The organism is Marinobacterium marisflavi, assembly GCF_982447095.1.
The window spans coordinates 199,936-223,688 of sequence record NZ_OZ457898.1 but is presented as its reverse complement, the minus strand read 5'-3'; the positions used below and the strand labels follow the sequence as shown (position 1 = coordinate 223,688).

Genomic DNA, 23,753 nt, shown 5'->3' with positions numbered 1-23,753 from the left:
ACAATGTAAACGTTTACATTTTGAAAATCTAGATCAACAACAGTAATTACCAAATTAGATGACAAAAGCGACCATAAAAGATGTAGCTCAATTAGCTGGCGTGTCAGTCGCAACCGTATCGCGCGTACTTAATGGTCAGCGAGACAAGGTCAAAGCCAAAACCTGTGACCTAGTCGACAACGCGTGCGATGAGCTGGGTTTCAAACTCGATCGTGCTGCTCGCCGTCTAAAGACCGGTGAAACCCGAGTCATTGGCCTTATCCTTAATCGAACCGATCCATCGGATAGCTTTGCGCGCCAACTATTGCTCGGCCTGACGGACCGCATGTCACAGGATGATTACCACCTTGTCGTGATACCCGAGCATGAGATCTCACCACTCGGTTCCATTGAGTACCTCAAACGCTACAACGCTTGTGACGGTGTCGTGTTGACCCATACAGCGCCAAAAGATCCCCGCGTCAGCTGGCTACACACCGAAGGTTTCCCCTTTGTAACCCACGGCCGTACTCTGCTCGATTTTGAGCATGACTACGTCGACTTCGATAACGACGCCTTTGTTCAGCGCGCTGTAGCAGACCTTGCTCAACGAGGCGCACACAAACTAGGCATCATTCTACCAAGCGCGAATACCACCTATGAGTTCATTACGCGCCGCGCCTTCAATAACGCCTGCAGTGCGTTTGGAATCCAAGGCGAGGTGATCAGCGATATCAATAACGAATCGCCGGCCGAAGCCCTGGTCAGCTGGGCAAAAGAGCGACAGCAAGTGTATGACGGCTTAGTGCTGCTCTCTGATGCAATTCTGCCGGCACTATTTGAGGGCCGACATCAGAATCCCACCAATCCACGACCAGAATACGTTGTTAAAGCACTGAGCCAGCCGCTTGGCTACCAGCTCAAAGACGGCATCCGCTTGATTGCCGAAGATCTCTACACGGCTGGAGAGCAGCTTGCAGAGACGCTGATTACTCGTCTACGTGCGCCCACCCGCGAACCAATCCAGACCCTAATCCCTGTGGCCTATCCCCTAGACTGAGGACCCGAAAATGTTAGACCCAAACAACATCGAACAGCAGATCATCGACTCCAAGCGGACACTACGTGAGCGCATGCCGGACTTTGAGCAGCGCCTGGAGCAAGAGACAGCGCGTCTTAAAGCTGAAATCGCTGCGGTAAAACAGGAGATGGCTGAGGGGCATGCTGTGGTGGATATTGATTTTGCTGACATACAGGCTGGGAAGATAAGCCAGGCAACCATCGATAAGATTCACCGACGTGGTGTTATCGTTGTACGTAAGGTTTTCGATCAGGCGCAGGTAAATGCCTGGAACGACAATCTGATGCGCTACGTTGCCGACAACAACTACTTCGACAAGCAGAAAGAGAAGGCGGGGTTGGATAACTACTTTGGTGCGCTGGCATCAAGCAAACCGCAGATCTTCGGCCTCTACTGGTCGCAACCGCAGATGCAGGCACGTACGTCGCAGCAGATGGCGGATCTGCGCAAATGGCTCAATGATTTGTGGGAGCTAGACGCTGACAATCCTGAATTTGATCCAAACAAGGAGTGCCTCTACGCAGATCGTATCCGCCAGCGTGAACCGGGAGATGCCTCACTCGGTTTGAGCCCGCACATCGACGGTGGCTCGGTCGAGCGCTGGATCGATCCGAGCTTCCATGAAGTCTACCGCGAAGTCTTCTTTGGCGACCCAGAGAAATACAACCCTTGGGATGCCCACTATCGTACACGCACTAACGAGATCCCCTCCCCTGCGGTATGCCAGATGTTCCGCACCTATCAGGGCTGGACGGCACTGACCAAACAGGGCCCCGGTGACGGTACTCTCAACATCGTTCCAATCACTCGCACCATCGCCTGGTTGCTACTGCGGGCCCTGGCCGATGATATTCCAGCCGATGCGCTCTGCCGTGCCAAAGCCGGACGTGCTCTCGGCGTGTTCAAGGAGTACCACGAGCTGGTGATGGATGCTTATGTGCCGATTCCTACAGTCAATCCGGGTGACACCGTCTGGTGGCACCCCGATGTCATACACGGTGTTGAGGACAAACACACCGGCAGTGGCTACTCCAATGTGATGTATATAGGTGCAGCACCGGACTGCGAAAAAAACCGCCGTTTCCTTGAGATTTTGCGCCCCGCTTTCGAAGCCGGTAAATCCTGCCCCGACTTCGCTCCCGAGGACTATGAGATCGACTTCAAAGGCCGGTTTACACCCGATCAACTCAGCCCACTTGGCAAGGAGCAGTTAGGTTATGTCTAAGCAAGTTAAGCATGTCGTGTTATTCAAGAAGCGTCCTGAGGTGACCGAGGCAGAATTTATCGCCCTAATGGATGAGATAGAGGCACTTAAGCCGACGCATCCGGGAATACTGGGGTTTGAGCATGGGCCTAATAAGACGCCGGAAGATCGTGATCACGGCTATAACTACGGCTTCACACTGGCGCTAGCCTCTTGGGATGCATTGGCTCTCTATCAGGCCGACCCTAACCATCAGGCTACCGGGCGAAAGATCATTGCCGCCTGCGATCCAGACCACTCTGGCATTCTCGCCTTTGACTATGAGGTCTGAGTCTCACCCGTTTTTTAGATCGGAATATTTCAATCTGTAACAAAAAACTTAAATTTTGAAATATTCCATTAACATTCAAATTGCACGATTCCACCCGTTAGAAGTTCAACAGGGGCGGCCGCTGCCCCGCACTTTTGCAAAAGACGGTAGATCGATAACAACAAAAGTCGGAGTAAATCCATGAAAACTAAATTCGTCAAAAAGTTTGCCATTGCTGGCGCCCTTATGGCTGCAACTGCTGCTCACGCAACAGATGTAGAAGTTCTGCACTGGTGGACTTCAGGCGGTGAGGCTGCTGCACTGAACGTACTGAAAGAGGACCTTCAGGGTCAGGGCATCGGCTGGACTGACATGCCAGTTGCTGGTGGTGGCGGTGAAGCTGCTATGACCACTCTGCGTGCACGTGTAACTGCGGGTAACCCACCAACTGCGGTACAGATGCTTGGTTACGACATTCAGGACTGGGCTGCTGAAGGCGCTCTGGGTAACCTGAACGACATCGCTGCAGCTGAAGGCTGGAACGACGTAGTACCTGCTCCACTGCAGAACTTCGCTAAGTACGATGGCAACTGGATCTCTGCGCCAGTAAACATCCACTCTGACAACTGGGTTTGGGCTAACAAAGCTGTTCTCGACGAGATTGGTGTTGCACAGCCACACACTTGGGATGAGTTCGTAGCAGCCATGGCTGCAGCTAAAGCTGCTGGCAAGATCGCACTGGCTCACGGTGGTCAGGCTTGGCAGGAGATGGTTGTATTCGACGGTATCGTACTCTCTGTAGGCGGTGCTGACTTCTACCGTGAAGCTCTGATCGAGCGTAAGCGTTCTGCTCTAGAGAGCGACCGTATGCTTGAAGTATTCAAACGTATGGAGACACTGCGCTCTTACGTAGACGACAACTTCTCTGGTCGTGACTGGAACCTCGCTTCTTCAATGGTTATCAACGGTGAAGCTGCATTCCAGATCATGGGTGACTGGGCGAAAGGTGAGTTCATCAACGCTGGTAAAGTACCAGGTGAAGACTTCCTATGTTTCCGCGTACCAGGTTCAGAAGGTTCTATGACCTTCCTGGCTGACCAGTTCGCTATGTTCAACGTAGACTCAGCTGAAGCGAAAGATGCTCAGGCTAAGATGGCTTCTGCAATCATGGCTCCATCTTTCCAGATCGCATTCAACCAGGTTAAAGGCTCTGTGCCTTCACGTACTGACATCGACCGTAGCGTGTTCGATATCTGTGCACAAAAAGGTATGGCTGACCTGGCGTACGCTAACGCAACTGGCGGTCTCGTAGGTTCACTGGCACACGGCCACGGCCAGCCAGCTGCACTGAAAAACGCTGCATACGACGTCGTAACTGCTCACTTCAACGGTGAGTTCGACGCTGCTGCTGCAGTCGAAGAGCTGTCTGCTGCTCTGGAATCAATGTAATCCATTGATCCAACGAGTCGGGGGCTGCAAAGCCCCCGACTTTGCTTCTGCTACACCCTGATCTTTAAGCACATTTGAATTATTGATTCGTGCCAGCGCACGAATTTAGGAGGGGATATGGCCAATCACGCAAGTGAAGCCGATTTCCGCACGAGACTACAGGATCTCCTGCCCAAGCTCGTGTTATCGCCGACTGTCGCAGCCATGGTTGTGTTTGTTTACGGCTTTATCGTGTTCACCGTTTACCTCAGTTTTACTGACTCGAAGATGCTGCCCAGCTATGACTGGCTCGGTATCGATAACTACGTAAAACTCTGGGGCCTGCGCGCCTGGTGGACCGCAGTTACTAACCTCGCAGTTTTTGCGACACTTTACATCGGCATCTGTACGCTCATCGGCCTGACGCTAGCGATCTTGCTAGACCAAAAGATCCGTGGCGAAGGCGTGCTACGTCCACTCTACCTCTACCCTATGGCACTGTCGTTCATCGTGACCGGTACTGCTTGGAAGTGGTTCCTTGATCCGGGTCTAGGTCTGCAAAATACCATGCAGATGTGGGGTTGGGAGTCATTCGAGTTCCGCTGGATCAAAGACCGCGATATGGCGATTTACACCGTTGTGATTGCCGCTGTGTGGCAGACCAGTGGTTTCGTTATGGCGATGTTCCTGGCGGGCCTGCGTGGCATCGACAATGAGATTCTTAAAGCAGCACAGATCGACGGTGCTTCAAACTGGAGCCTCTACCGTCGCATCGTCATCCCTCTGTTGCGCCCTGCGTTCCTCTCTGCAGTCGTGATTTTGGCACACCTTGCCGTTAAGTCTTACGACTTGGTTATCGCCCTTACCGGTGGTGGACCTGGCCGAGCAACTGAACTACCAGCGACGTTCATGTACTCCTACACCTTTACACGTAACTCCATGGGTATAGGTGCGGCATCCGCGGTAATCATGCTGATGACCATCGCCGCTGTTATGACCCCGTACATCTACGCTGAACTGAAGGAGAAGAAATAATGTCTGTTGCTTCTCAAGATACAGCGGTACGCACCGGCGGTTTCGTCCGCGCGACGATCTACCTTGTACTGGTAATGTTCGCGTTGTTCTACTTGGTGCCTTTCTACGTGATGCTGTCCAACTCACTCAAGCCTCTGGCTGAAGTGACCGGCGGTAACATGATGGCGATACCAGAGACTTGGACCATAGACGCTTGGTTGGCGGCTTGGTCGTCTGCGCAAATTGGTGTAGAGCCAACCGGACTTAAGCCCTACTTCTGGAACTCCATTCTTATGGTGGTGCCTGCTGTAGCGATCTCTACAGTTCTGGGCGCATTGAACGGCTACGTCCTGACTAAATGGCGCTTCCGTTTCGATAACATCGTTTTTGGTCTGCTGCTCTTCTCCTGCTTCATTCCATTCCAGATCATCCTGATCCCCATGGCTCGTATGCTTGGCATCATGGGGCTGGCAGGCTCAACACCAGGTTTGGTGCTGGTTCACGTGGTCTACGGCTTGGGCTTCACGACCCTCTACTTCCGTAACTACTATGCAGCATTCCCAACTGAACTGGTGCGTGCAGCGCAGATTGATGGTGCTGGCTTCTTCCGCATCTTCTGGCGCATCATGCTGCCGGTATCGGGACCGATCGCGGTGGTATCGATCATTTGGCAGTTCACCAACATTTGGAATGACTTCCTCTTCGGTGCCTCATTTGCCGACGTGGACTCGATGCCAATGACAGTCGCACTGAACAACCTGGTTAACTCCTCAACGGGTGTTAAGGAGTACAACGTACACTTTGCAGGCGCCATTCTAGCCGCCATGCCAACTCTGCTCGTCTACATTGTCGCCGGACGCTACTTCGTCCGCGGCCTGATGGCGGGTTCAGTAAAAGGATAAAATTATGGGCTTTCTTGATATTGCTAACGTCACCAAAGCTTACGGTAATACCGAAGTACTGCACCGCGTAGATATCAGCGTGCAGGAGGGTGAGTTCCTCGTACTTGTCGGCCCGTCTGGCTGTGGTAAATCAACCCTGTTGAACATGATCGCCGGTCTTGAGGAGATCACTTCAGGTGAGATCTCTATCAACGGTCGCGTGGTGAATGGCGTACACCCATCACGTCGAAACATCGCGATGGTGTTCCAGAGCTACGCGCTCTACCCCAACATGACTGTAGGTCAGAACATCACCTTTGGCCTGGAGATGCACGGCGTACCTAAGGCTGAACGTGATAAGGCTATGGCCGATGTTGCGTCGCTGCTGCAGATCGACCACCTACTGGATCGCAAGCCAGGTCAGCTCTCCGGCGGTCAGCGCCAGCGTGTTGCCATGGGCCGTGCCCTGGTACGTAACCCCGACGTATTCCTGTTCGACGAGCCGCTCTCTAACCTCGACGCGAAACTGCGTGTTGATATGCGTACTGAGATTAAGAAGCTGCACCAGAAGCTGAAAACAACAGTAGTTTACGTAACTCATGACCAGATCGAGGCGCTAACGCTCTCTACGCGTATCGCAGTTATGTACAACGGTTACGTACAGCAGCTTGGCACCCCACAAGAGATCTATGACACCCCTGCCAACGTGTTTGTAGCCACCTTTATGGGTAGCCCAGCGATGAACATCGTGCCTGCCAAAGTGGTTATCAACGGTGATGATGCTTACGCCGAGATCGAAGATTCAAACGGAGCCAAGCAGCAGCTGAAGTTCAACACCAACTACCTGCAAGAGTGGAACGGCAAAGAGATTCTGCTGGGCATTCGCCCTGAGGCGATCACCGACTCTGAGGGTGCAGACCGCAATGCAACTAACGTGCAGCACCTGACCAACACGGTAGGCGTCACCGAGCCAGCGGGCTCTGATACCTTCGTGACAATGACACTCTCAGGTAAAGATGTAATCGCACGTATGCGTGCCGATGTGAACATAGCACCGGAGCAGAGCTTCGATTTTGCGATCAACATGGACAAGGCCGTAGCCTTCGATCCACAGAGCGAAGAGCGCATCAAACCCTGAGCGCTTATCATAGCTATTCTTACAGCTAATAAGGCCCGCCAATGGAGACATCGGCGGGCTTTTTTATGTATAACTAGCCAAGGCTAATCCGCTACTCAGACGTGGCGCGTATCTCATTTGGTCTATCCAATAATGACAACAGATCGGAGGCGGGATGACACCGGCTGAAAGGATGCTTGCTGAGCACCAGTGCGAACGACTAATTAAACGTTTTGCCGTGCTTAATGATGAAAACGCATACGACGAGATGGTCGGGATGTTTACCGAATCGGGCGAATTCGCCCGACCCAGTCAGCCTCAGGATATTCTCAGCGGCAAAGAGGCGATACTTGCCGCCTTCAAAGCGCGTCCACTGCGGATCAGCCGCCACTTCATCAGTAACATATTGGTCGACATTGTCGACGAGAACAGAGCCGAAGCACTGAGCTACGTCCTGCTTTACACGGCACCTATCAACTCCACCGAGTCCAAACCACCCTATCTAATCGGTCGATTTAAAGACCGGTTAGAGCGCGTCGATGGCCAGTGGTTATTCAGTCAACGCCTCGGGTCAGTCGACCTGCGCGCCAGCTAACAAGAAAAATAAGAGAGCAACAAGATGAGTTCGAAGCAGATAGATACAAGCCACGTTGGCAGCCTACCACGCAGCATGGAGCTTGCCGAGGTGTTGATTGCCCGCGATCACGGCAAACATACGGACGATGCAGCCTTTGACACCCTAGTAGAGAGTGAAATTGAAGATGCACTACGCCACCAGATAGACGCAGGCGTCTCTGTAGTGAGCGACGGTGAACTTGGCAAGGTGGGCTACTCCACCTATATGACAGAGCGCTTGAGCGGCTTCGGCGATGCGCATATTGCACGCAAACCTGCGCGCGACCTCGCCAACCACCCTGATCTGGCGAAAAAGCTGTCAGCAATCATGGGTTCGCAGGAGTTTGTGCGGGCTGCCTGTATCGATCAGGTGAAACTGGTTAACTTGCAGCCGCTACACGACGATATTCGCCGTTTCAAAACCGCACTAGGTGCCGTTAACCAACCGATAAAAGCCTTTATGAACTCGGCCTCGCCTGGTCTGATTACCGCGTTTCAGCCCAACCAGTTCTATCCATCTCACGAAGCTTACTTGGCGGATCTCGTGGACGCGATGCGCGCTGAGTACGAGGCGATTGTTGATGCTGGCTTCTACCTACAGCTGGACTGCCCTGATTTGGCGATGTCGCGCCATACAGGCTATCAAGATCTGAGCGATGAGGAGTTCGTCAAAATTGCGGCAGCTAACATCGAGGCGCTTAACGCTGCCACCGCCAATATTGCACCGGAGAAGATGCGCATGCATATCTGCTGGGGTAACTACGAGGGACCGCATGACCATGATATCCCGTTAACTCAGGTGATCGACTCAATCCTCAAAGCGCGTCCGGCAACGGTTCTATTTGAGGCCGCCAACCCACGCCACGAACATGAGTGGATTGTCTGGCGCGATGCCAAGATCCCAGACAATAAGGTTTTGGCTCCCGGACTAATCGATACCTGCTCCAACTACATTGAGCACCCGGACCTAGTGGCTCAGCGTTTGCAGCGGTTTATCGATATTGTGGGGATCGACCGTGTTGTAGCCAGCACAGACTGCGGATTCGGTACCTTTGCAGGCTATGGCAAGATAGACCCCGGCGTGACCTGGAAGAAGCTCAAAGCGCTGCGCGAGGGCGCTGACAAAGCGGCGGCGGCAAACAGCTAACAGCGGCTAACCCTCTAACAGATCATCGATATCATCGATGTACCCCTTTAATCGGGAGCGCACTTTGCGCTTCTGATTGTCGGTGGCGCTAATCCAGAGTTTTTGAAACAGCTCCACCCGGGCATTGAGTTGCTGCTCGCGCAGTCTGTTCAGCTCTTGTCCCTCTTGCGACCCTCCCAGTGCGTCAGCCAGCAGAGCGCCGACTCGTGATGGGAAACTCGCCATCGTACTTTGCGACATCAGGTTGGAGAGCTGAGCCTGAAACGCGCGATGAGCAGCCACCGTCTCTTCTGTTAAATCGGGGTTCTCAGCGGCGAAACGCTCCACCCAGGTGCGCTGCTGCTTGGAGAGGGGCCCCATCCACTTCTCAATGCGCTCTAAGCTCTCCTGCTTGTGCTCCACTGGCGTGTCGGCCCTTTCGAGCCGTTTCTGGTTACGCTCGTCAAGTGCAGCAAAAAACGCTTCTCGCTGCGCGTCGGTCAGCGTTGCACTGAGCTCAATTACAGCAGGGCTAGCCTGCTGAATCAGCGCATCCCAGTGGCCTCTCAGTTTGGTGATCTTCGTGCGTAATAGCTGTGGATCGAGCTCAGGTTGCTGCAGGTGCTGATGCAGGTCGCTGAATAGCCGACGATACTCAGGCAACTCGGTTTGCCTATGCCAACTATGCAGATTCTCGAGGTGCCGGTCGAAAATCACCTGTTGCTGCTCAGTCAGGTCGATATAGTCATCCACATACCAGGGGGTGATCAAACTGAGATTGTTGTACGCGAACTTAGCACCGCAGCCACTCAACAGCAGTGCAGCCAACAGAAGTCCGAACCATCTTCGCATCAATTAAGCTCCTTTCTCGCTCATCTAGCTATACGCAAGCTGATCTGTTTCGATCTGTGCTCTTGCTAAGTTGGATTGCCAGAGGTTGGATTGCTACTCAAGAGGAATTGGGGCTAAATACCCACTCGTTCAACCCTGAAGTGAAAAACCTAGGTGGTGCCCCATTTACCCGTCCAACTCTAAACGCCTCAATAAGTATATTAGCGAGAGCGGCATCTGCTCGCGCCGTGAGGCAGACCGATATATTGAGCAGGGTAACGTCTTTATAAACGGCAAACGGGCTCAGGTAGGTGACCAGGTATCCCCCGGCGATTTTGTAAAAGTTAACGGCCAGACTATTGAGCCACAGGACGCCGAAGACTTTGTTTTTATCGCGCTAAATAAGCCAGTTGGCATTGAGTCCACCACGGAAACCACCCGGCCCAACAACATTGTCGATTTTGTTAATCACGGTGTGCGCATCTTTCCGATTGGACGTCTCGACAAAGACTCACAGGGGCTGATCTTTCTAACCAACAATGGCGACCTGGTTAATAAAGTACTGCGTGCAGGTAATAACCACGAGAAAGAGTACGTGGTTACAGTGAATAAGCCGATTACCGACAAGTTTATCCAAGGTATGGCAGGTGGCGTGCCCATTCTCGGCACTATGACCAAAAAGTGCCCAGTAGAGAAACTCGCGCCTTTCGTATTCAACATTACGTTGGTTCAGGGTTTAAACCGACAGATCCGGCGTATGTGTGAGCATTTTGGCTACGAGGTAGTGAAACTCGAACGCACGCGCATCATGAATGTTAGCTTGAACAAGCTGCCAGTTGGCGAGTGGCGCGACCTGACAGAGAAAGAGCTGGGGACGCTGCTAAAGTCAGTAGAGCACTCTTCATCTGAAGCAAAACCCGGCACTAAAAAGCGTGGCCATACACCACGTAAATCAAACGCTGCCGGCGCAGCGAAAGCGCAAGTAAGCCAAGGTCAGGGTAAAGAGAGAGGGGCAAAGCAGCCTGCTAAGACACGTGCTGGCGCAAGTAGTCAGAAACCCCCTGGTCGAGGCCGAACGAACACAAGCAGTAAAGCCGCTCCCGGTGCTCGTGGAGCAAAACAGACAACTAAGGGGCCGCGGGCAGGTAAACCATCTAGCCGCGGTAACAGTGCCAACAATGGAACACCTAAGCGCCCATCGAGGCGGCGTTAATCGTTAATGAGGACGATCATGAAACCACAGGTTAAGCCCAACAATCCCAACTTCTCATCAGGCCCGTGCAGCAAGCGACCAGGATACGACGTTAACCAACTCGATCTGACTACGCTGGGCCGCTCGCACCGCTCTGCGATTGGCAAATCAGCTTTAGAGCGTGCCTGCAGCGATACAGCCGATATCCTCGGCCTGCCGGCAGGCTACCGCGTGGGTGTTGTGCCAGCGTCTGATACCGGTGCGGTTGAGATGGCACTCTGGTCTCTGCTGGGTGCACGTCCAGTCGATGTACTGGCATGGGAGGCGTTCAGTTCTGACTGGCTATCGGATATCACCAAACAGCTGAAACTCGAAAATGTTACTGAGTTAAAAGCAGACTACGGCCAGCTACCTGACCTGACACAGGTGAACTGCGATAACGACGTTGTCTTCGCCTGGAACGGGACCACTGCCGGTGTAAAAGTTCCTCATGCGGACTGGATTGCTGACGACCGTCAGGGGCTAACCATTTGTGATGCAACGTCTGCGGTCTTCGCGATGGAGATGCCTTGGGAGAAGCTCGATGTCGTCACTTTCAGTTGGCAGAAAGTGCTCGGGGGTGAGGGTGCTCATGGCATGCTAATTCTGAGTCCCAGAGCGGTTGAGCGTCTCGAGACATACACACCCTCTTGGCCAATGCCAAAGATCTTCCGCATGACCAAAGGCGGCAAACTGATTGAGGGTATTTTCAAGGGTGCGACTATTAATACTCCGTCAATGCTAGCGGTAGCCGACTACCTGGACGCGCTCGACTGGATCCGCTCGATTGGTGGGCAGCAGGCTGCTATCGACAAGTCAAAAGCAAACCTGGCAGTGCTGGAGCGTTTTGTTGCAGCCAACGACTGGATCCATTTCCTCGCACAGGATCCTGCAACTCTCTCAAACACGAGCGTCTGCTTTACTCTTGATGCGAATGAAGATCAGGTTAAGGCGATGACCAAACTGCTTGAGGCCGAGGGTGTTGCCTATGATATTGGCGCCTACCGTGATGCACCTGCTGGGCTGCGTATCTGGGCGGGTGCAACGGTTGAAGAAGCAGATCTTGAGGCACTCATGCCTTGGCTAAGCTGGGCCTACACCCAAGCGACACAGTAGCCGATGATCTTAGACAACGTCTGAGAATAAAAATAACAATGAAAAGGAACAACAATGTCAGCAGCAACAGGGTCAGAGACGGCCAAGTTTAAGATCAAAACGTACAACGCGATCTCCGTTAAAGGGCTTGATCGCTTCTCACGCGACCGTTATGAGGTGGCCAGCGAAATCGGCCACCCTGACGCTTTTCTACTGCGTAGCCAGAAATTGCACGACGAGCCTATCCCAGACACGCTCGTCGCTGTGGCCCGCGCGGGTGCCGGTGTAAACAACATCCCTGTCGAGCAGTACTCCAAACGTGGCGTGGTGGTATTTAATACGCCGGGTGCCAACGCCAATGCGGTTAAGGAGTTGGTTCTGGCCGGCCTCCTACTTGGCTCTCGCGGCATCACCGAAGGGATGAGTTACGTGCAGAGTCTCACCGATATCACCGACGCTAGCGAGATGTCGAAACTGCTCGAAAAAGAGAAGAAGCGTTTTGCCGGCAACGAGCTCTATGGCCGCACCTTGGGTGTTGTTGGTCTCGGCGCGATCGGTTCCATGGTGGCGGAGATGGCGCTCGCTATGGGCATGAAGGTGCTAGGCTACGACCCCGCCCTCTCGGTGGAAGCCGCCTGGAGACTACCGAGCCAGGTTGAGCGTATGGAGAACCTGCAGTCTCTGTTAGCAAAGTCTGATTATGTCAGTCTTCATGTGCCAGCCTTGGATGCAACGCGGCATATGATCAATACTGAGGCGCTGCAGTCCGCTAAAAAAGGGATGATTCTGGTCAACTTTGCCCGTGATGCGATCGTTGATCCTGAGGCGATCGTGCAGAGTTTGGATGGTGGTAATCTGGCGCAGTACATCTGTGATTTCCCTGAGCCCTGTCTACTCGGTCGTGCCGACGTGATCGCCATGCCTCATATCGGTGCCAGCACCGCCGAGGCTGAGGAGAACTGCGCGGTGATGGCTGCCGAGCAACTAATGGACTACCTCGAGAACGGCAACGTTAAAAACTCTGTTAATTTCCCTGCAGTGACCATGGCTCGTGCAGGTAGCGCACGTATCACGTTCTGTAATGCAAACGTCTCTGGGGTGCTGGGACATGTGCTCTCTGTACTGGCAGAGCATAATGTAAACGTGCTCGATATGATGAATAAAAGCCGTGGTGATATCGCTTACAACATCATTGATATCGAGGAGGCGCCGGACAGCGAACTGATCGACGCCGTAAAGGCGGTAGATCAGGTTATCGGTGTGCGATTAATCTAACGCTGACGCTCGTAGACGCTCAGGCTAACCGCGGTACCAAGGTTTAGTGACTCAATTAGACCAACGCCAGGGATGGTGAAGGCCTGAGCGTTAAGTGCGCTCAACTGCTCGCGTGGAACACCGCGGGCTTCGTTGCCGAATAGATAACAATCACAGGCTTTAAACGCCGCAGAGCTAAGTGCGTCCCCCTGCATATCGAGACATCCTATCCTCTGGTAGCGCTTGGATAGAGAGTCTAGCTCAACATCCAACTCTATTGGCACATGGAATATCGCCCCCATACTGGCGCGAATCACTTTGGGATTAAACGGATCGACCGAACCCGGGCTTAGCAGACAACGGTAGCCGCCAAACCAAGCGAGCGTGCGCAGGATAGTACCGAGGTTGCCAGGATCTTGAATCTCATGAAAATAGATACCGGCTTCGGACGCATTTGAACTCGGTTTAATCGCATCAGTTGGTAGTACCGCCAAAATGCCTTGCGGGCTTTTGGTCGCACTTAGGGCCGTCATCTGTTTGGCCGTGACCAAGTTGACCTTAAAGTCAGTCTCCCAGTTCTCGTACTGCTCAGTAAGGTAGAGCTCTGCCTGCAGTAGGCCGGGCTGAGACTTTGCCGCCTGTTGCAACTCCAAGATCAGGTGTTCACCCTCGACCAAGCAGTACCCCAGTTCATTGCGGTACTTTTTCTGCTGCAGTTTTTTGATGGTATCGAGGTTCATAGAGGGCCTTTTACTTTGCTGGCAGAGTATACGCGCCCCTAACTTTCCGCGCGAGTCCGCTCTCTGTGCGCGGCTGCGATGCAGCGCTATAATGCGCGCTTAATTCACGTTTACCGGATTCGTAGTAGCAATGGCACGATCAAAAAGCAGCGCGCGCTGGCTTAAAGAGCACGTCAACGACCCTTTTGTGAAACAGGCACAGAAGGATGGTTACCGCTCGCGTGCCAGCTATAAGCTCAAAGAGCTGAGCGACAAAGATAAGCTGATAAAACCGGGCATGCTGGTAATCGATCTGGGTTCAGCACCGGGAGGCTGGTCGCAGGTGGCCTCGGAGCTTGTAGGTGACCACGGCAAACTGATCGCCTCAGATATTCTACCCATGGACCCATTGCCGGGAGTGGACTTCATCCAGGGCGACTTCACCGAGGAGGCTGTGTTTGACCAAATTATGGCGGCTATCGGTGGCCAGCCCGTGGACGCAGTGATCTCGGATATGGCACCAAACTTGAGCGGTATCTCCTCAGCAGACCAAGCCGCTTCAATTTATCTGATAGAACTCGCCCTCGATATGGCTAACCAAGTGCTCAAACCTAAGGGAAGCTTTGTCGCTAAAGCGTTTCAGGGGGAAGGTTACGACGCCTTTGTTGCGCAGGTGCGCGAGCAGTTCGACAGCGTAGTGATTCGCAAGCCTGACTCCTCACGTGCTAGATCACGTGAGGTGTATGTCGTGGGTCGAGGCTTTAAGGGCTAAGTGTCAGAGACTGAGATCGCCAAGATCCATGTCTTCATCTTTGGCAGTCGCCTCTTTCAGGCCATCTTTGTGCTCACGGAACCAGGGCATGAACTTGTCCAGCCCACCCAGCACTTCACCATCAATCAGTACGAAAGGTACAGTAGTCAGCGCCTGACCTGTTTTCTCTAGTACCTCTGCCTGCATATCCTCAACAGACAGATCTACGCCAGCAGTAACGGTAGTATAGGTAGCCTGGGCCGCCTTTAGGTAGTTTTTGATCTGGTCACAGCCAGGGCACGCGGGCTTGGAGTAGAGGGTGATGTTCATCTGATAATACCTTTAGGTGGCGCGCCCGGAGGGATTCGAACCCCCGACCAACAGGATCGGAACCTGCTACTCTATCCAGCTGAGCTACGGGCGCGTAATTTTTCCTAAATTGTATAGTGCTATCCAACGACGAGATAGACTCGTTATATCGCTTACGAGAGATGACGCATATTACCTGCAAACTATCCCATTGCAAGCTTGGCTAGGCCGTTAGTCCAATTCATATTTCGCTTGTGCATAATTTGTCGGTATAATCGCCGCCAAATTTCAGTCTGTTGGCTATAAGAGTATCTACTCTTAGGCGACAGCAACAAAACTATGTATGAGGTCACACCTGTGAAAACATTGTTTGCTAAAGCTTCGGCTGCTCTGGGAGTTCTGGCTCTGTCAGTTACTATTCATGCTGCAACAAGCGATGAGGCGATCATCGAGCGCATCAAACCTGTCGGCAGCGTCTGCCTTCAGGGCGATGACAGCTGTGGTACGGCTGCAGCAGCTGCAGCGGGCGGAGCGCGTACTGGCGCAGATATCGTGGCGCAGGCTTGTGCAGGCTGTCACAACGCCGGTGTACTGGGCGCACCGAAAACCGGTACTGGTGACTGGGCGGCTCGTCTCGACGAGAAAGGTCTCGATATGCTGGTAACCAACGCAATCAACGGTATCGGCAACATGCCTGCTCGCGGTACCTGCGGTGACTGTTCTGACGACGAGATCAAACTGGCGATCGAAGATATGATCGCGAACTCGCAGTAAGCACCAAAAAACCTTGAATAATCCCCGCCTCATGCGGGGATTTTTTTGTCTTATCAGTACCCACCGTATCTGCAATAATGCAGGCTCATACAGAGAATAATAAGAGCACCAACGCGTAATGAATGAGGTCACTCCTCGCATTCTAGTTGTCGATGATGAAATCGAGATTCGTGAACTCTTGGCGGATCTTTTGTCATCGCACGGGTTTACTCCGCTGTTAGCCGCCGATGGCGCGCAGATGCGTGAGCATCTAGCTGCCAACGATGTGGATCTGCTGTTGCTCGATCTACGACTGCAGGCCGAAGATGGTATGGAATTAGCCCGCGCTGTACGGACCGATTCCGACCTTCCGATTCTAATGCTGACCGGCAAAGGTGATGAGACCGACCGCATTGTGGGTCTTGAGCTGGCAGCCGATGACTTCATGATGAAACCCTTCAACAATCGCGAACTGATCGCACGCATTCGTGCCCTCTTGCGTCGCGCCAAACCACAAGCTGTCCCTGTGACCGAGTCGGCAATTGCCACGCCCAGCGTAGAGCTCGAACAGCTCTGCTTTGATAACTGGATCATCAACTTTACGTCACGCACGCTGACGCGCCCCGATGGAAAACTTGAGCAACTCACCTTTGCCGAATTCTCGTTACTGGAAGTACTCGTGCGCTCGCCTAACCGTGTCTACAGCCGCGAGCAGTTGTTGGAGGCGACACGCGGCATGCAGGCCGACGTGTTTGACCGTACGATTGATGTGCTGATACTGCGCCTACGTCGCAAAATTGAGCCGGACTCGCGCCGACCACGCTACATCCAAACAGAGCGCGGTTTGGGCTACATTTTCCGCGAAGAGGTTCGAGCGTGCTAAACAACTTCAGCATGCGGGTACGAACACGCTTAATGCTGGCGTTTTTCTTTTTGATCTTCGCAACGCTGACGCTCGCTACCGTAAGTTGGAATATTCTCCAAGACGCAAATCGCGCACTCACGGCCTTTCAGGCAGATGCCCTGCCCGATATTTCCCGCTCTCTTGAGCTGGCAGAACGAACCTCCAACCTTGCAGCGGCCGCACCCTACCTCACTAACGCAGCGAGTGCATCGACCCTGCGCTCGGAGAGTGAAGACCTACAGGAACGTACCCGGCTAGTTTTGGAGCTGGCCGACTCAATACCTGAGCTTGAAAAAACAGCTCCGCGATTACAGGAGTTGCTATCACAGCTAGAGCAGACGGTAACCCGGCTAGTTGAACTTACGAATCAGCGGCTCTTTCTGCGCGAAGACCTATTGCAGTTCGAATACGATATCGACAGCCTTGTAGCCTCGGTCCAGATGTTAGACGAAACAGAGGGCTCAGAGATTCTGCTTATGGCCGAACGGATGCAACTGAGTACTAAACTTAATAGCATCGGTGAACTGGCGCGCCTGAATCAACGAGTACGCATGCAGTACCTGCAGATGGACCCTCTACTACTCGGACAGAACCGGGAGTGGCAACGCACCATTGAGCACGCCGCAATTGATCCGGGCAACCTGTTTGAACTTAAACGCACCGAGTTGATCCTGGAACAACAAGGGCGCTTTCTACTTTCGACCACCCGTGCCATTGCCGACCAGTTAAGCATAGAAGTGGGTGGCTTCGTTGCCAGCGCTGAGGCACTGGCCAACAGTCGCTCAGCCGAGGTGAATGACCAGCTTGCTCAGGGCCTCACGCGTATCACCCTACTGACTGCACTCTGTGTGATCGTCGCGATCGCCGGTATTGTGATTGTGGGACGGTTATCAAAAAATCTTGCCGCAGTCACTTCAATGATGACACGCCTCTCCCGGGCCGACCGCTCCGCATCTCCCCCACGCGTCAAAGAGAACGATGAGATCGGTGAGCTCGTGACCGCCTTTGGCGTTTTCCAGCGCAATGCACAGGAAATAAAGGAGATGGGTGACTCACTGCGCCAGCAAACCAAGCTGTTGGAGACGGTTTTTAGCAGCATCAACGACGGTTTGAGTGTGTTCGATAAGCACGACCGGTTACGCGCCTGGAACCCGCAATACGCCTCAATGCTTAAACTGCCGGTGAGCGAGCTGCAGCCCGGCATGCCGATGGAGGCAATCACCCAATTATTGCCAGAAGCGGCACAGGATAGCTGGAGTTTGAAAGGGGGTGTACTTGACCGCGATGAGCTACGCGTGAAGCGCCAGCAGACCGCTCAAAGATTTGAACGCCGTTTCGAGGATGGTCGAATCGTAGAGTTCCGCTCTAGCCCGCTGCCTGAGGGTGGTTTTGTTACCCTCTACTCTGACCTTACAGAGCGGAAAGAGATTGAGTCCCAACTGCGCCAAGCTCAAAAGATGGAGGTACTTGGCCAGCTCACGGGAGGCGTGGCCCATGACTTCAACAACCTGCTAGCAGCGGTCATCGGTAACCTGCAACTTGTAGAGATGCGTTTAGACAAGGCTGACAAGGCACGAGGTGCCGCTGAACGCGCACTCACCGCCGCTGAGCGCGGCGAGCAGCTAACCCAACGCCTTCTAGCTTTCTCGCGTAAGCAACGCCTAGAACCCGAGCTCACCATCATCGATGAACTCATCGAGGGAATACGCGACCTGCTGGAGTACTCTGTCGGCAGTAAAATAGATATTCAGCTCGACCTTCAAGCTCCAGATGCGCTGAGCCTACTCGACCCGGGACAGATGGAGAACTCTCTGCTGAACCTCGCGATTAACAGCGCCAGTGCAATGCCTGAGGGTGGCAAGCTAGTATTACGAACAGCCCTGAAAGCGGGTCCGGCGGGCGACTTCGGTGTGCTTTTGGATGTCATCGATACGGGCTCAGGTATTGCCCCAGAATTCCTAAGCCGCGTATTTGAGCCTTTCTTTACCACCAAGAAGGTGGGTGAAGGTAGCGGCCTTGGATTAAGTATGGTTTACGGCTTTGTGAAGCAATCAGATGGCGAACTACATATTGACTCCAAAGTTGGCCAAGGGACAAAGATCTCAATCTGGATGCCAGTCACCGACCCTCTGGAGATCGATGAGAGGGACGCTCTTAGCGACGCACCAAGGAGTACCGCGCAACGAGGCCACGGCCAGCAGATTCTGGTGGTAGAGGATGACCCGCAGGTGCGCGCCATGATCACCGACATGCTGACCGAGTTAGGTTTTTCGCCGACCGCCACTGCTGACTATGATTCCGCCATAGGATCATTAGAGAGCAACTCGGATATTCAACTGGTATTTACCGATATCAACCTAGGCGAGCGCCGAACCGGTATCGACCTGATGCAGCAAATAGCGCGAGACTGGCCCAAAACGGCGGTTGTACTGACATCGGGATTACCTCCAGAACAACTGACTGAGAGTTTTGGATTGGATAGCACTGCGACTGTACTGGCAAAGCCGTACAGCAAAGAGGCGCTACTGGAACGCCTCAATCAAGCGTTGGCATAGAACAAGAATGGAGAGTTCAGCGATGCACAATCGATACTGGCTTAGCGCCCTAACCCTAGCCTTGAGTCTAAGCTGGATACCGCTGTCCAACGCCCAAGAGCAGAAACCGTTAAAAATCGGCATCTCAGTCTCGGACCTATCCAACCCCTATTTTCGGCAGCTCTCACGCGCAGCCGAAGCTGAGGCGGGTCGCATAGCGGGTGGTGTTGATGTTCTAGTCGTCTCCAGCGCCTACGACCTGCAGCGTCAATCGCGTCAGCTCCAACGCTTCTTCACTGAGGGATATCACATCATGCTGGTCTCAGCGGCGAGCTACGATGGTCTCACAGAGACAATCACAGAGCTGCGTGCCAAAGGTGCAAAGGTTATCGCCGTCGACGTGAAAGCCGAGGGCGTTGATGCAACCATCACGACGGATAACAACCAAGCTGGCAGCATCAGCTGTGATTACATTGCCGAGCAACTGAAGGGCAAAGGTACGGTTGGCGTTATTAATGGCCCCCCCGTCTCCTCTATCATCGACCGCATTGATGGCTGTCTCGATGTGCTCGCACAGCACAGCGCTATTGAGGTGCTGGATACCGATCAGAACGGCGGTGGCACCTTTGATGGGGGCTTCGAGCGCATGACTCACCTGCTTACCGCCTTTCCAGAGATTAATGCCGTGTTTGCAATCAACGACCCCAGCGCAATGGGCGCCGAGCAGGCGGCGCTGGCCGCCGGTCGAGATGATGTGATGATTGTAAGCGTTGATGGCGCACCCGAGGCCAAACTGCGCATTAAAGAGGACGACACATTGATCAAAGCGACGGCAGCACAGTTTCCATCAAAAATTGGCGCACTCGCTGCAGAGCTGGGAATACGCCTGGCGGCTGGCGAAGTACTCACTCAACCCACTCGTAAAATAGAGACCGAGCTCATAACTGTGCGAAATGTCTGGAGCTACCGAACCTGGTAAAAGGTTAGAGATCGTCGAGCAGGCTTCGTAGCCCAGCCAATGTCTGCTTACCCCGCGCACGATTACGCTCGGGGTCCATCTGCCCCTTCCCCTCTACCTCAAGATCTTCCTGAGGTAGCTCCTCTAGGAACCGACTGGGTTCGCAGTTCTGCCACTCGCCAAACTGCTTGCGTTTGCTCGCTAGCGTCAGAGCCAGCGTACGCTGGGCGCGTGTGATACCCACATAAGCGAGGCGGCGCTCCTCCTCGACTGTGTCGCTATCAATCGAGTTGCGGTGCGGTAAAAGATCCTCCTCCACACCCATTAGGTAGACGTGCGGAAACTCCAGCCCTTTGGAGGCGTGTAGCGTCATTAACTGCACGCGATCGGAGTCATCCTCCTCTTCCTGGCGTTCCAGTAAGTCCAGCAGTACGAGACGTGATATCGCCTCTTCAATACCGGCATCCGGCTCGTCCTCCTGAAGACGCTCCAAGGTGTTTTTCAACGACTCCACCAAGAACCACACGTTTTGTATCCGCTTCTCGGCAACACCGTCACTGGAGCAGTTGGAGCGGATCCAGTCCTCATAACCGATCTCAGCGATCAAGTCGTGTATGGCGGTGATAGGATTCGCGCGCTGACACTGATCGTGTAGGCGCTCCATCATCTCGCTAAAGCTTCGCAGACGCGCTAATGCTTGAGGTTTGAGTACCTGCTCAACGCCAATTTCGTTAATTGCGGCATAGAGGCTAACACCGCGCCCCGTCGCATATTCGCCCAACGCCAGCAGCGTTGCAGGGCCTATCTCACGCCGAGGTACGTTGATGATGCGCAAGAACGCATTGTCATCATCACGATTGATCAGTACTTTGAAATAGCCCATCAGATCTTTGATCTCCGCGCGTGCGAAGAAAGAGGTACCGCCGCTGAGCTTGTAGGGCACCTTAAAGTTCTGCAGTTTGATCTCTAGCAAGCGCGCCTGATGGTTGCCACGGTAGAGAATGGCGAAGTCTTTAAACGGTGCCTTTTCTCGAATATGACGTTCTAGAATCTCAGTGGCGATACGCTCACACTCTGCATCCTCATGGGGTACATGAATAACCCTAATCGGGTCGCCCATGCCCATCTCACTCCATAGGGTCTTCTCAAACACGTGCGGGTTATTGGCAATAAGCGTATTGGCGGCTTTCAAGATTCGGCTAGTTGAGCGGTAGTTCTGCTCTAGCTTCACGAGTTTCAGACTTGGAAAGTCATTCTGGAGTTGCGCCAAGTTCTCAGGACGCGCGCCACGCCAGGCATAGATAGACTGATCATCATCACCGACGACAGTCAGCCCCGTACGGTGACCCACTAGCTGACGCACCAAACGATACTGCGATAGGTTGGTATCCTGATACTCATCGACTAAAAGGTAGCGGATCTTATTCTGCCAGCGGGTGAGAACTTCGGGGTTTTCATCGAACAGGCGAACGGGCACAAGTATCAGGTCGTCAAAATCGACCGCATTATATGCCCGCAACGAGCGCTCGTACGCCTCATAGGCGCGAGAGCAGAGAACTTCTAACGGACCATCCGCTTGGGCGATCGCTTGCTGCGGCGTGATCATCTCGTTCTTCCACGCAGAGATCTGATTCTGCACGGTATTCACGTGGTCGGCATCCTCATCATGATGCAGCAGTAGATCACGTATCAGGATGCGCGAATCCTGATCATCAAAAAGAGAAAAGCCCGGTTTCATTCCCAGCGCTCTGTGCTCACGCCGAATGATGGTGAGCCCAAGGTTGTGGAAAGTTGAGACCGTCAAACCGCGACTCGCCTTCCCTTGCACCAGTTGCAGCACACGCTCTTTCATCTCGCGCGCTGCTTTGTTGGTAAATGTGACCGCAGCGATATTGCGCGCCTCGATGCCGCAGGTTTCGATTAGGTAGGCGATCTTGCGGGTGATTACACTGGTTTTGCCCGAACCTGCACCGGCCAGCACCAACAGCGGCCCGCCGATATATTCGACAGCTTCTTTTTGGCGTGGATTGAGTCGTGACATGCAGTGTACTCGGCAGTGTTATGCGGGCGACAAGTTTACACCCTCAGCCGGGCATTCCCAATGCCAGTGACCTAAGCTAATGACGATAGCTCAGCGCCTGCAACAAGTGTGACTCCTCTATATGCTGAGCTTGCTGCATATCGGCTAGCGTCCGCGCCACGCGCAACAATCGGTGGGTGCTTCGGGCGGAGAGCTTGAGCTTAGAGCTGGCATCAATATAGAGCTGCTGCAGCGGCTCTGAGTGACTCAGCAGTGCCTGCACCGCCTCCATATCTAATTGTGAATTGAGACACCCCTGACGCTGAAGTTGTACTTCTCGGGTTCGCGATACCCTCGCTCGCACATCAGCGCTGCCCTCCATCGGTTGAGATGCTCGAATCAGATCCTCCTGATCAACTGCCTCCAATGTGAGTTGCAGATCAAAGCGATCTCGCAAAGGGCCTGAGAGACGCGCCTGATAACGCTCAATCGCGGTTAGCGCGCAGACACAGCGGTCACTGCCGTCGCCGTAGTAGCCACAAGGACAGGGATTGAGCGCCGCAATCAGCATAAAGCGAGCAGGAAAGGTAAAACGTGCTTTAGCCCGCGCTATCGTGACCGCGCCCGTTTCCAGTGGTTCGCGCAACATATCCAGTGTACTGCGTGAACTCTCCGCCACCTCATCGAGAAATAGCACACCATTATGGGCCAGCGACACCTCTCCTGGGCGAGGGATCGAGCCACCCCCAATAATGGCAGTAGCCGAAGCGCTGTGGTGCGGCGATCGAATCGGTGGCAGGCCTGCAAAGAGCGAATCTATCGGCTTACCGGTGATCGAGTGCAGTGCAGCGGCTTCGCGCGCCTGTTGCGGTGTCAGCGGTGGCAGAATACCCGGTAACGCATGCGCTAGAAGGCTTTTGCCACTGCCTGGCGGGCCCTGCATCAGTAAATTGTGTGCTCCACTTGCTGTCAGCTCTAGCGCAAAGCGCGCACTCAGTTGCCCGCGAATCTGCGACAGCTCTTGGGAGGCGTGCTCGGCATTTTCAGCGCCGCACAGAGCCGGATCTGGTTGCTGAGTTTCGATGTCAGCCTGCTGCAGACGATGGCAAAGCTCCAACAAATTGGCAACCCCACTCAGCACCGAACAGCCCGCCAACCCGGCCTCTGCGTACTGTTCGGGCGCAACAACGGCAGCGCTATCGCTCTGCTGACAGGCCAGCAGCGCTGGGAACAGACCTGATACCGGACGCAACTGGCCGTCTAACCCAAGCTCGGCATAGAGCTCCAACTGCTGCAGATGAGCGCTATTGATCTGGTTCGAGGCTTGCAAAATACCCAACGCGATCGCCAAGTCGAATCGGCCACCCTCTTTGGGGATATCTGCCGGTGCCAGACTCACAGTGATGCGCCGCTGAGGATAATCGAAACCGGATAACAACAGCGCGCTGCGCACCCGCTCACGGCTTTCGCGGACAGCGGTTTCAGCTAGGCCAACAATTGTGAAGTGGGGGAGTCCCCCGGAGAGGTGCACCTCAACGCTTACCAGCGGTGCATCGATACCGAGCTGCGCCCGGGTTTTTAGTTTAGCTAGGGCCATGACACCATCCTTGTGTCTCTGTTCAGAACTGCTTTTCAGTGT

Annotated in this window: 22 protein-coding genes and 1 tRNA gene; 17 read left to right on the top strand and 6 right to left on the bottom strand. The window is 53.8% G+C overall.

Annotation, left to right across the window (positions count from 1 at the left end; genetic code table 11):
* Positions 1–58: 58 nt before the first annotated feature.
* The 9 genes from AC1WNR_RS01050 (at position 59) to AC1WNR_RS01010 (ending at position 8,776) form a co-directional block, all read left to right on the top strand.
* A complete protein-coding gene (locus tag AC1WNR_RS01050) occupies positions 59–1,039 on the top strand; it encodes a LacI family DNA-binding transcriptional regulator (protein ID WP_481642710.1) in 981 nt (326 codons plus the stop codon).
* A gap of 10 nt (positions 1,040–1,049) precedes the next feature.
* Positions 1,050–2,285, top strand: coding sequence for a YbiU family protein (locus tag AC1WNR_RS01045; RefSeq protein WP_481642709.1), 1,236 nt, complete (start codon positions 1,050–1,052; stop codon positions 2,283–2,285).
* Complete coding sequence (locus tag AC1WNR_RS01040; RefSeq protein ID WP_481642708.1) at positions 2,278–2,595, top strand: Dabb family protein; 318 nt, start codon at positions 2,278–2,280, stop codon at positions 2,593–2,595. Before AC1WNR_RS01045 ends, AC1WNR_RS01040 begins: the two co-directional genes overlap by 8 nt.
* Positions 2,596–2,775: 180 nt before the next feature.
* Positions 2,776–4,023, top strand: a complete 1,248-nt coding sequence (locus AC1WNR_RS01035; protein WP_481642707.1) for an ABC transporter substrate-binding protein — start codon at positions 2,776–2,778, stop codon at positions 4,021–4,023.
* 117 nt (positions 4,024–4,140) lie between these two features.
* Complete coding sequence (locus AC1WNR_RS01030) at positions 4,141–5,037, top strand: carbohydrate ABC transporter permease (RefSeq protein WP_481642706.1); 897 nt, start codon at positions 4,141–4,143, stop codon at positions 5,035–5,037.
* A complete protein-coding gene (locus AC1WNR_RS01025; protein WP_481642705.1) occupies positions 5,037–5,918 on the top strand; it encodes a carbohydrate ABC transporter permease in 882 nt (293 codons plus the stop codon). The genes AC1WNR_RS01030 and AC1WNR_RS01025 overlap by 1 nt, the downstream gene beginning before the upstream one ends.
* Before the next feature lie 4 nt (positions 5,919–5,922).
* Entirely contained in the window at positions 5,923–7,035 is a 1,113-nt protein-coding gene (locus tag AC1WNR_RS01020; protein ID WP_481642704.1) for an ABC transporter ATP-binding protein, read from the top strand.
* A 154-nt stretch (positions 7,036–7,189) separates the two neighbouring features.
* On the top strand, positions 7,190–7,609 hold the full coding sequence (locus tag AC1WNR_RS01015) for a nuclear transport factor 2 family protein (RefSeq protein WP_481642703.1): 420 nt from the start codon (positions 7,190–7,192) through the stop codon (positions 7,607–7,609).
* A 24-nt stretch (positions 7,610–7,633) separates the two neighbouring features.
* Entirely contained in the window at positions 7,634–8,776 is a 1,143-nt protein-coding gene (locus AC1WNR_RS01010; protein WP_481642702.1) for a cobalamin-independent methionine synthase II family protein, read from the top strand.
* A gap of 6 nt (positions 8,777–8,782) precedes the next feature.
* Here the strand turns inward: AC1WNR_RS01010 and AC1WNR_RS01005 are convergent, their stop codons facing one another.
* Complete coding sequence (locus AC1WNR_RS01005; RefSeq protein WP_481642701.1) at positions 8,783–9,607, bottom strand: DUF6279 family lipoprotein; 825 nt, start codon at positions 9,605–9,607, stop codon at positions 8,783–8,785.
* Positions 9,608–9,770: 163 nt separating this feature from the next.
* On the opposite strand from AC1WNR_RS01005, the gene rluF reads away from it, so the two are divergent.
* From rluF to AC1WNR_RS00990, 3 genes are read left to right on the top strand one after another with little or no spacing between them, the layout of a single operon-like run.
* Positions 9,771–10,799 carry a 23S rRNA pseudouridine(2604) synthase RluF gene (rluF, locus tag AC1WNR_RS01000; protein ID WP_481645344.1) on the top strand — a complete coding sequence of 343 codons (1,029 nt, stop codon included), beginning with the start codon at positions 9,771–9,773 and terminating at the stop codon, positions 10,797–10,799.
* An 18-nt stretch (positions 10,800–10,817) separates the two neighbouring features.
* Entirely contained in the window at positions 10,818–11,933 is a 1,116-nt protein-coding gene (locus tag AC1WNR_RS00995) for a phosphoserine transaminase (protein WP_481642700.1), read from the top strand.
* Between the two features lie 54 nt (positions 11,934–11,987).
* Entirely contained in the window at positions 11,988–13,187 is a 1,200-nt protein-coding gene (locus AC1WNR_RS00990; protein WP_481642699.1) for a phosphoglycerate dehydrogenase, read from the top strand.
* Here AC1WNR_RS00990 and AC1WNR_RS00985 read toward each other — a convergent pair.
* A complete protein-coding gene (locus AC1WNR_RS00985) occupies positions 13,184–13,906 on the bottom strand; it encodes a TrmH family RNA methyltransferase (protein WP_481642698.1) in 723 nt (240 codons plus the stop codon). The two genes, AC1WNR_RS00990 and AC1WNR_RS00985, sit on opposite strands and share 4 nt — an antisense overlap.
* A gap of 130 nt (positions 13,907–14,036) precedes the next feature.
* Here AC1WNR_RS00985 and rlmE point away from each other — a divergent pair, with 130 nt between their 5' ends.
* Positions 14,037–14,657 (top strand): 23S rRNA (uridine(2552)-2'-O)-methyltransferase RlmE, encoded by a 621-nt coding sequence (rlmE, locus tag AC1WNR_RS00980; protein ID WP_481642697.1) that lies wholly within the window; start codon positions 14,037–14,039, stop codon positions 14,655–14,657.
* A gap of 3 nt (positions 14,658–14,660) precedes the next feature.
* Here rlmE and AC1WNR_RS00975 read toward each other — a convergent pair whose 3' ends face one another.
* Together AC1WNR_RS00975 and AC1WNR_RS00970 are read right to left on the bottom strand one after the other, a co-directional pair.
* Entirely contained in the window at positions 14,661–14,966 is a 306-nt protein-coding gene (locus AC1WNR_RS00975; RefSeq protein ID WP_481642696.1) for a glutaredoxin family protein, read from the bottom strand.
* Positions 14,967–14,983: 17 nt separating this feature from the next.
* Positions 14,984–15,060 (bottom strand) — tRNA-Arg (locus AC1WNR_RS00970).
* A 242-nt stretch (positions 15,061–15,302) separates the two neighbouring features.
* On the opposite strand from AC1WNR_RS00970, the gene AC1WNR_RS00965 reads away from it, so the two are divergent.
* The 4 genes from AC1WNR_RS00965 to AC1WNR_RS00950 all read left to right on the top strand — a co-directional run bounded on the left by AC1WNR_RS00965 (position 15,303) and on the right by AC1WNR_RS00950 (position 20,115).
* Positions 15,303–15,719, top strand: coding sequence for a c-type cytochrome (locus AC1WNR_RS00965; protein WP_481642695.1), 417 nt, complete (start codon positions 15,303–15,305; stop codon positions 15,717–15,719).
* Positions 15,720–15,837: 118 nt separating this feature from the next.
* Positions 15,838–16,581: a response regulator gene (locus AC1WNR_RS00960; protein ID WP_481642694.1), complete on the top strand. Its 744-nt coding sequence runs from the start codon at positions 15,838–15,840 to the stop codon at positions 16,579–16,581.
* Entirely contained in the window at positions 16,575–19,157 is a 2,583-nt protein-coding gene (locus AC1WNR_RS00955) for a PAS-domain containing protein (protein ID WP_481642693.1), read from the top strand. Before AC1WNR_RS00960 ends, AC1WNR_RS00955 begins: the two co-directional genes overlap by 7 nt.
* Before the next feature lie 22 nt (positions 19,158–19,179).
* Positions 19,180–20,115 (top strand): substrate-binding domain-containing protein, encoded by a 936-nt coding sequence (locus AC1WNR_RS00950; protein WP_481642692.1) that lies wholly within the window; start codon positions 19,180–19,182, stop codon positions 20,113–20,115.
* Positions 20,116–20,119: 4 nt separating this feature from the next.
* Here AC1WNR_RS00950 and rep read toward each other — a convergent pair whose 3' ends face one another.
* Both rep and AC1WNR_RS00940 read right to left on the bottom strand, forming a co-directional pair.
* On the bottom strand, positions 20,120–22,135 hold the full coding sequence (rep, locus tag AC1WNR_RS00945; RefSeq protein WP_481642691.1) for a DNA helicase Rep: 2,016 nt from the start codon (positions 22,133–22,135) through the stop codon (positions 20,120–20,122).
* 76 nt (positions 22,136–22,211) lie between these two features.
* Positions 22,212–23,711, bottom strand: coding sequence for a YifB family Mg chelatase-like AAA ATPase (locus AC1WNR_RS00940; protein WP_481642690.1), 1,500 nt, complete (start codon positions 23,709–23,711; stop codon positions 22,212–22,214).
* Positions 23,712–23,753: the final 42 nt, after the last annotated feature.

Excerpts from the sequence above, each read along its gene's own strand:
- AC1WNR_RS01050 (WP_481642710.1), top strand. The coding sequence starts at position 59 with ATGACAAAAGCGACCATAAAAGATGTAGCTCAATTAGCTGGCGTGTCA.
- AC1WNR_RS01045 (WP_481642709.1), top strand. The coding sequence starts at position 1,050 with ATGTTAGACCCAAACAACATCGAACAGCAGATCATCGACTCCAAGCGG.
- AC1WNR_RS01040 (WP_481642708.1), top strand. The coding sequence starts at position 2,278 with ATGTCTAAGCAAGTTAAGCATGTCGTGTTATTCAAGAAGCGTCCTGAG.
- AC1WNR_RS01035 (WP_481642707.1), top strand. The coding sequence starts at position 2,776 with ATGAAAACTAAATTCGTCAAAAAGTTTGCCATTGCTGGCGCCCTTATG.
- AC1WNR_RS01030 (WP_481642706.1), top strand. The coding sequence starts at position 4,141 with ATGGCCAATCACGCAAGTGAAGCCGATTTCCGCACGAGACTACAGGAT.
- AC1WNR_RS01025 (WP_481642705.1), top strand. The coding sequence starts at position 5,037 with ATGTCTGTTGCTTCTCAAGATACAGCGGTACGCACCGGCGGTTTCGTC.
- AC1WNR_RS01020 (WP_481642704.1), top strand. The coding sequence starts at position 5,923 with ATGGGCTTTCTTGATATTGCTAACGTCACCAAAGCTTACGGTAATACC.
- AC1WNR_RS01015 (WP_481642703.1), top strand. The coding sequence starts at position 7,190 with ATGACACCGGCTGAAAGGATGCTTGCTGAGCACCAGTGCGAACGACTA.
- AC1WNR_RS01010 (WP_481642702.1), top strand. The coding sequence starts at position 7,634 with ATGAGTTCGAAGCAGATAGATACAAGCCACGTTGGCAGCCTACCACGC.
- AC1WNR_RS01005 (WP_481642701.1), bottom strand. The coding sequence starts at position 9,607 with ATGCGAAGATGGTTCGGACTTCTGTTGGCTGCACTGCTGTTGAGTGGC.
- AC1WNR_RS00995 (WP_481642700.1), top strand. The coding sequence starts at position 10,818 with ATGAAACCACAGGTTAAGCCCAACAATCCCAACTTCTCATCAGGCCCG.
- AC1WNR_RS00990 (WP_481642699.1), top strand. The coding sequence starts at position 11,988 with ATGTCAGCAGCAACAGGGTCAGAGACGGCCAAGTTTAAGATCAAAACG.
- AC1WNR_RS00985 (WP_481642698.1), bottom strand. The coding sequence starts at position 13,906 with ATGAACCTCGATACCATCAAAAAACTGCAGCAGAAAAAGTACCGCAAT.
- rlmE (WP_481642697.1), top strand. The coding sequence starts at position 14,037 with ATGGCACGATCAAAAAGCAGCGCGCGCTGGCTTAAAGAGCACGTCAAC.
- AC1WNR_RS00975 (WP_481642696.1), bottom strand. The coding sequence starts at position 14,966 with ATGAACATCACCCTCTACTCCAAGCCCGCGTGCCCTGGCTGTGACCAG.
- AC1WNR_RS00960 (WP_481642694.1), top strand. The coding sequence starts at position 15,838 with ATGAATGAGGTCACTCCTCGCATTCTAGTTGTCGATGATGAAATCGAG.
- AC1WNR_RS00950 (WP_481642692.1), top strand. The coding sequence starts at position 19,180 with ATGCACAATCGATACTGGCTTAGCGCCCTAACCCTAGCCTTGAGTCTA.
- rep (WP_481642691.1), bottom strand. The coding sequence starts at position 22,135 with ATGTCACGACTCAATCCACGCCAAAAAGAAGCTGTCGAATATATCGGC.
- AC1WNR_RS00940 (WP_481642690.1), bottom strand. The coding sequence starts at position 23,711 with ATGGCCCTAGCTAAACTAAAAACCCGGGCGCAGCTCGGTATCGATGCA.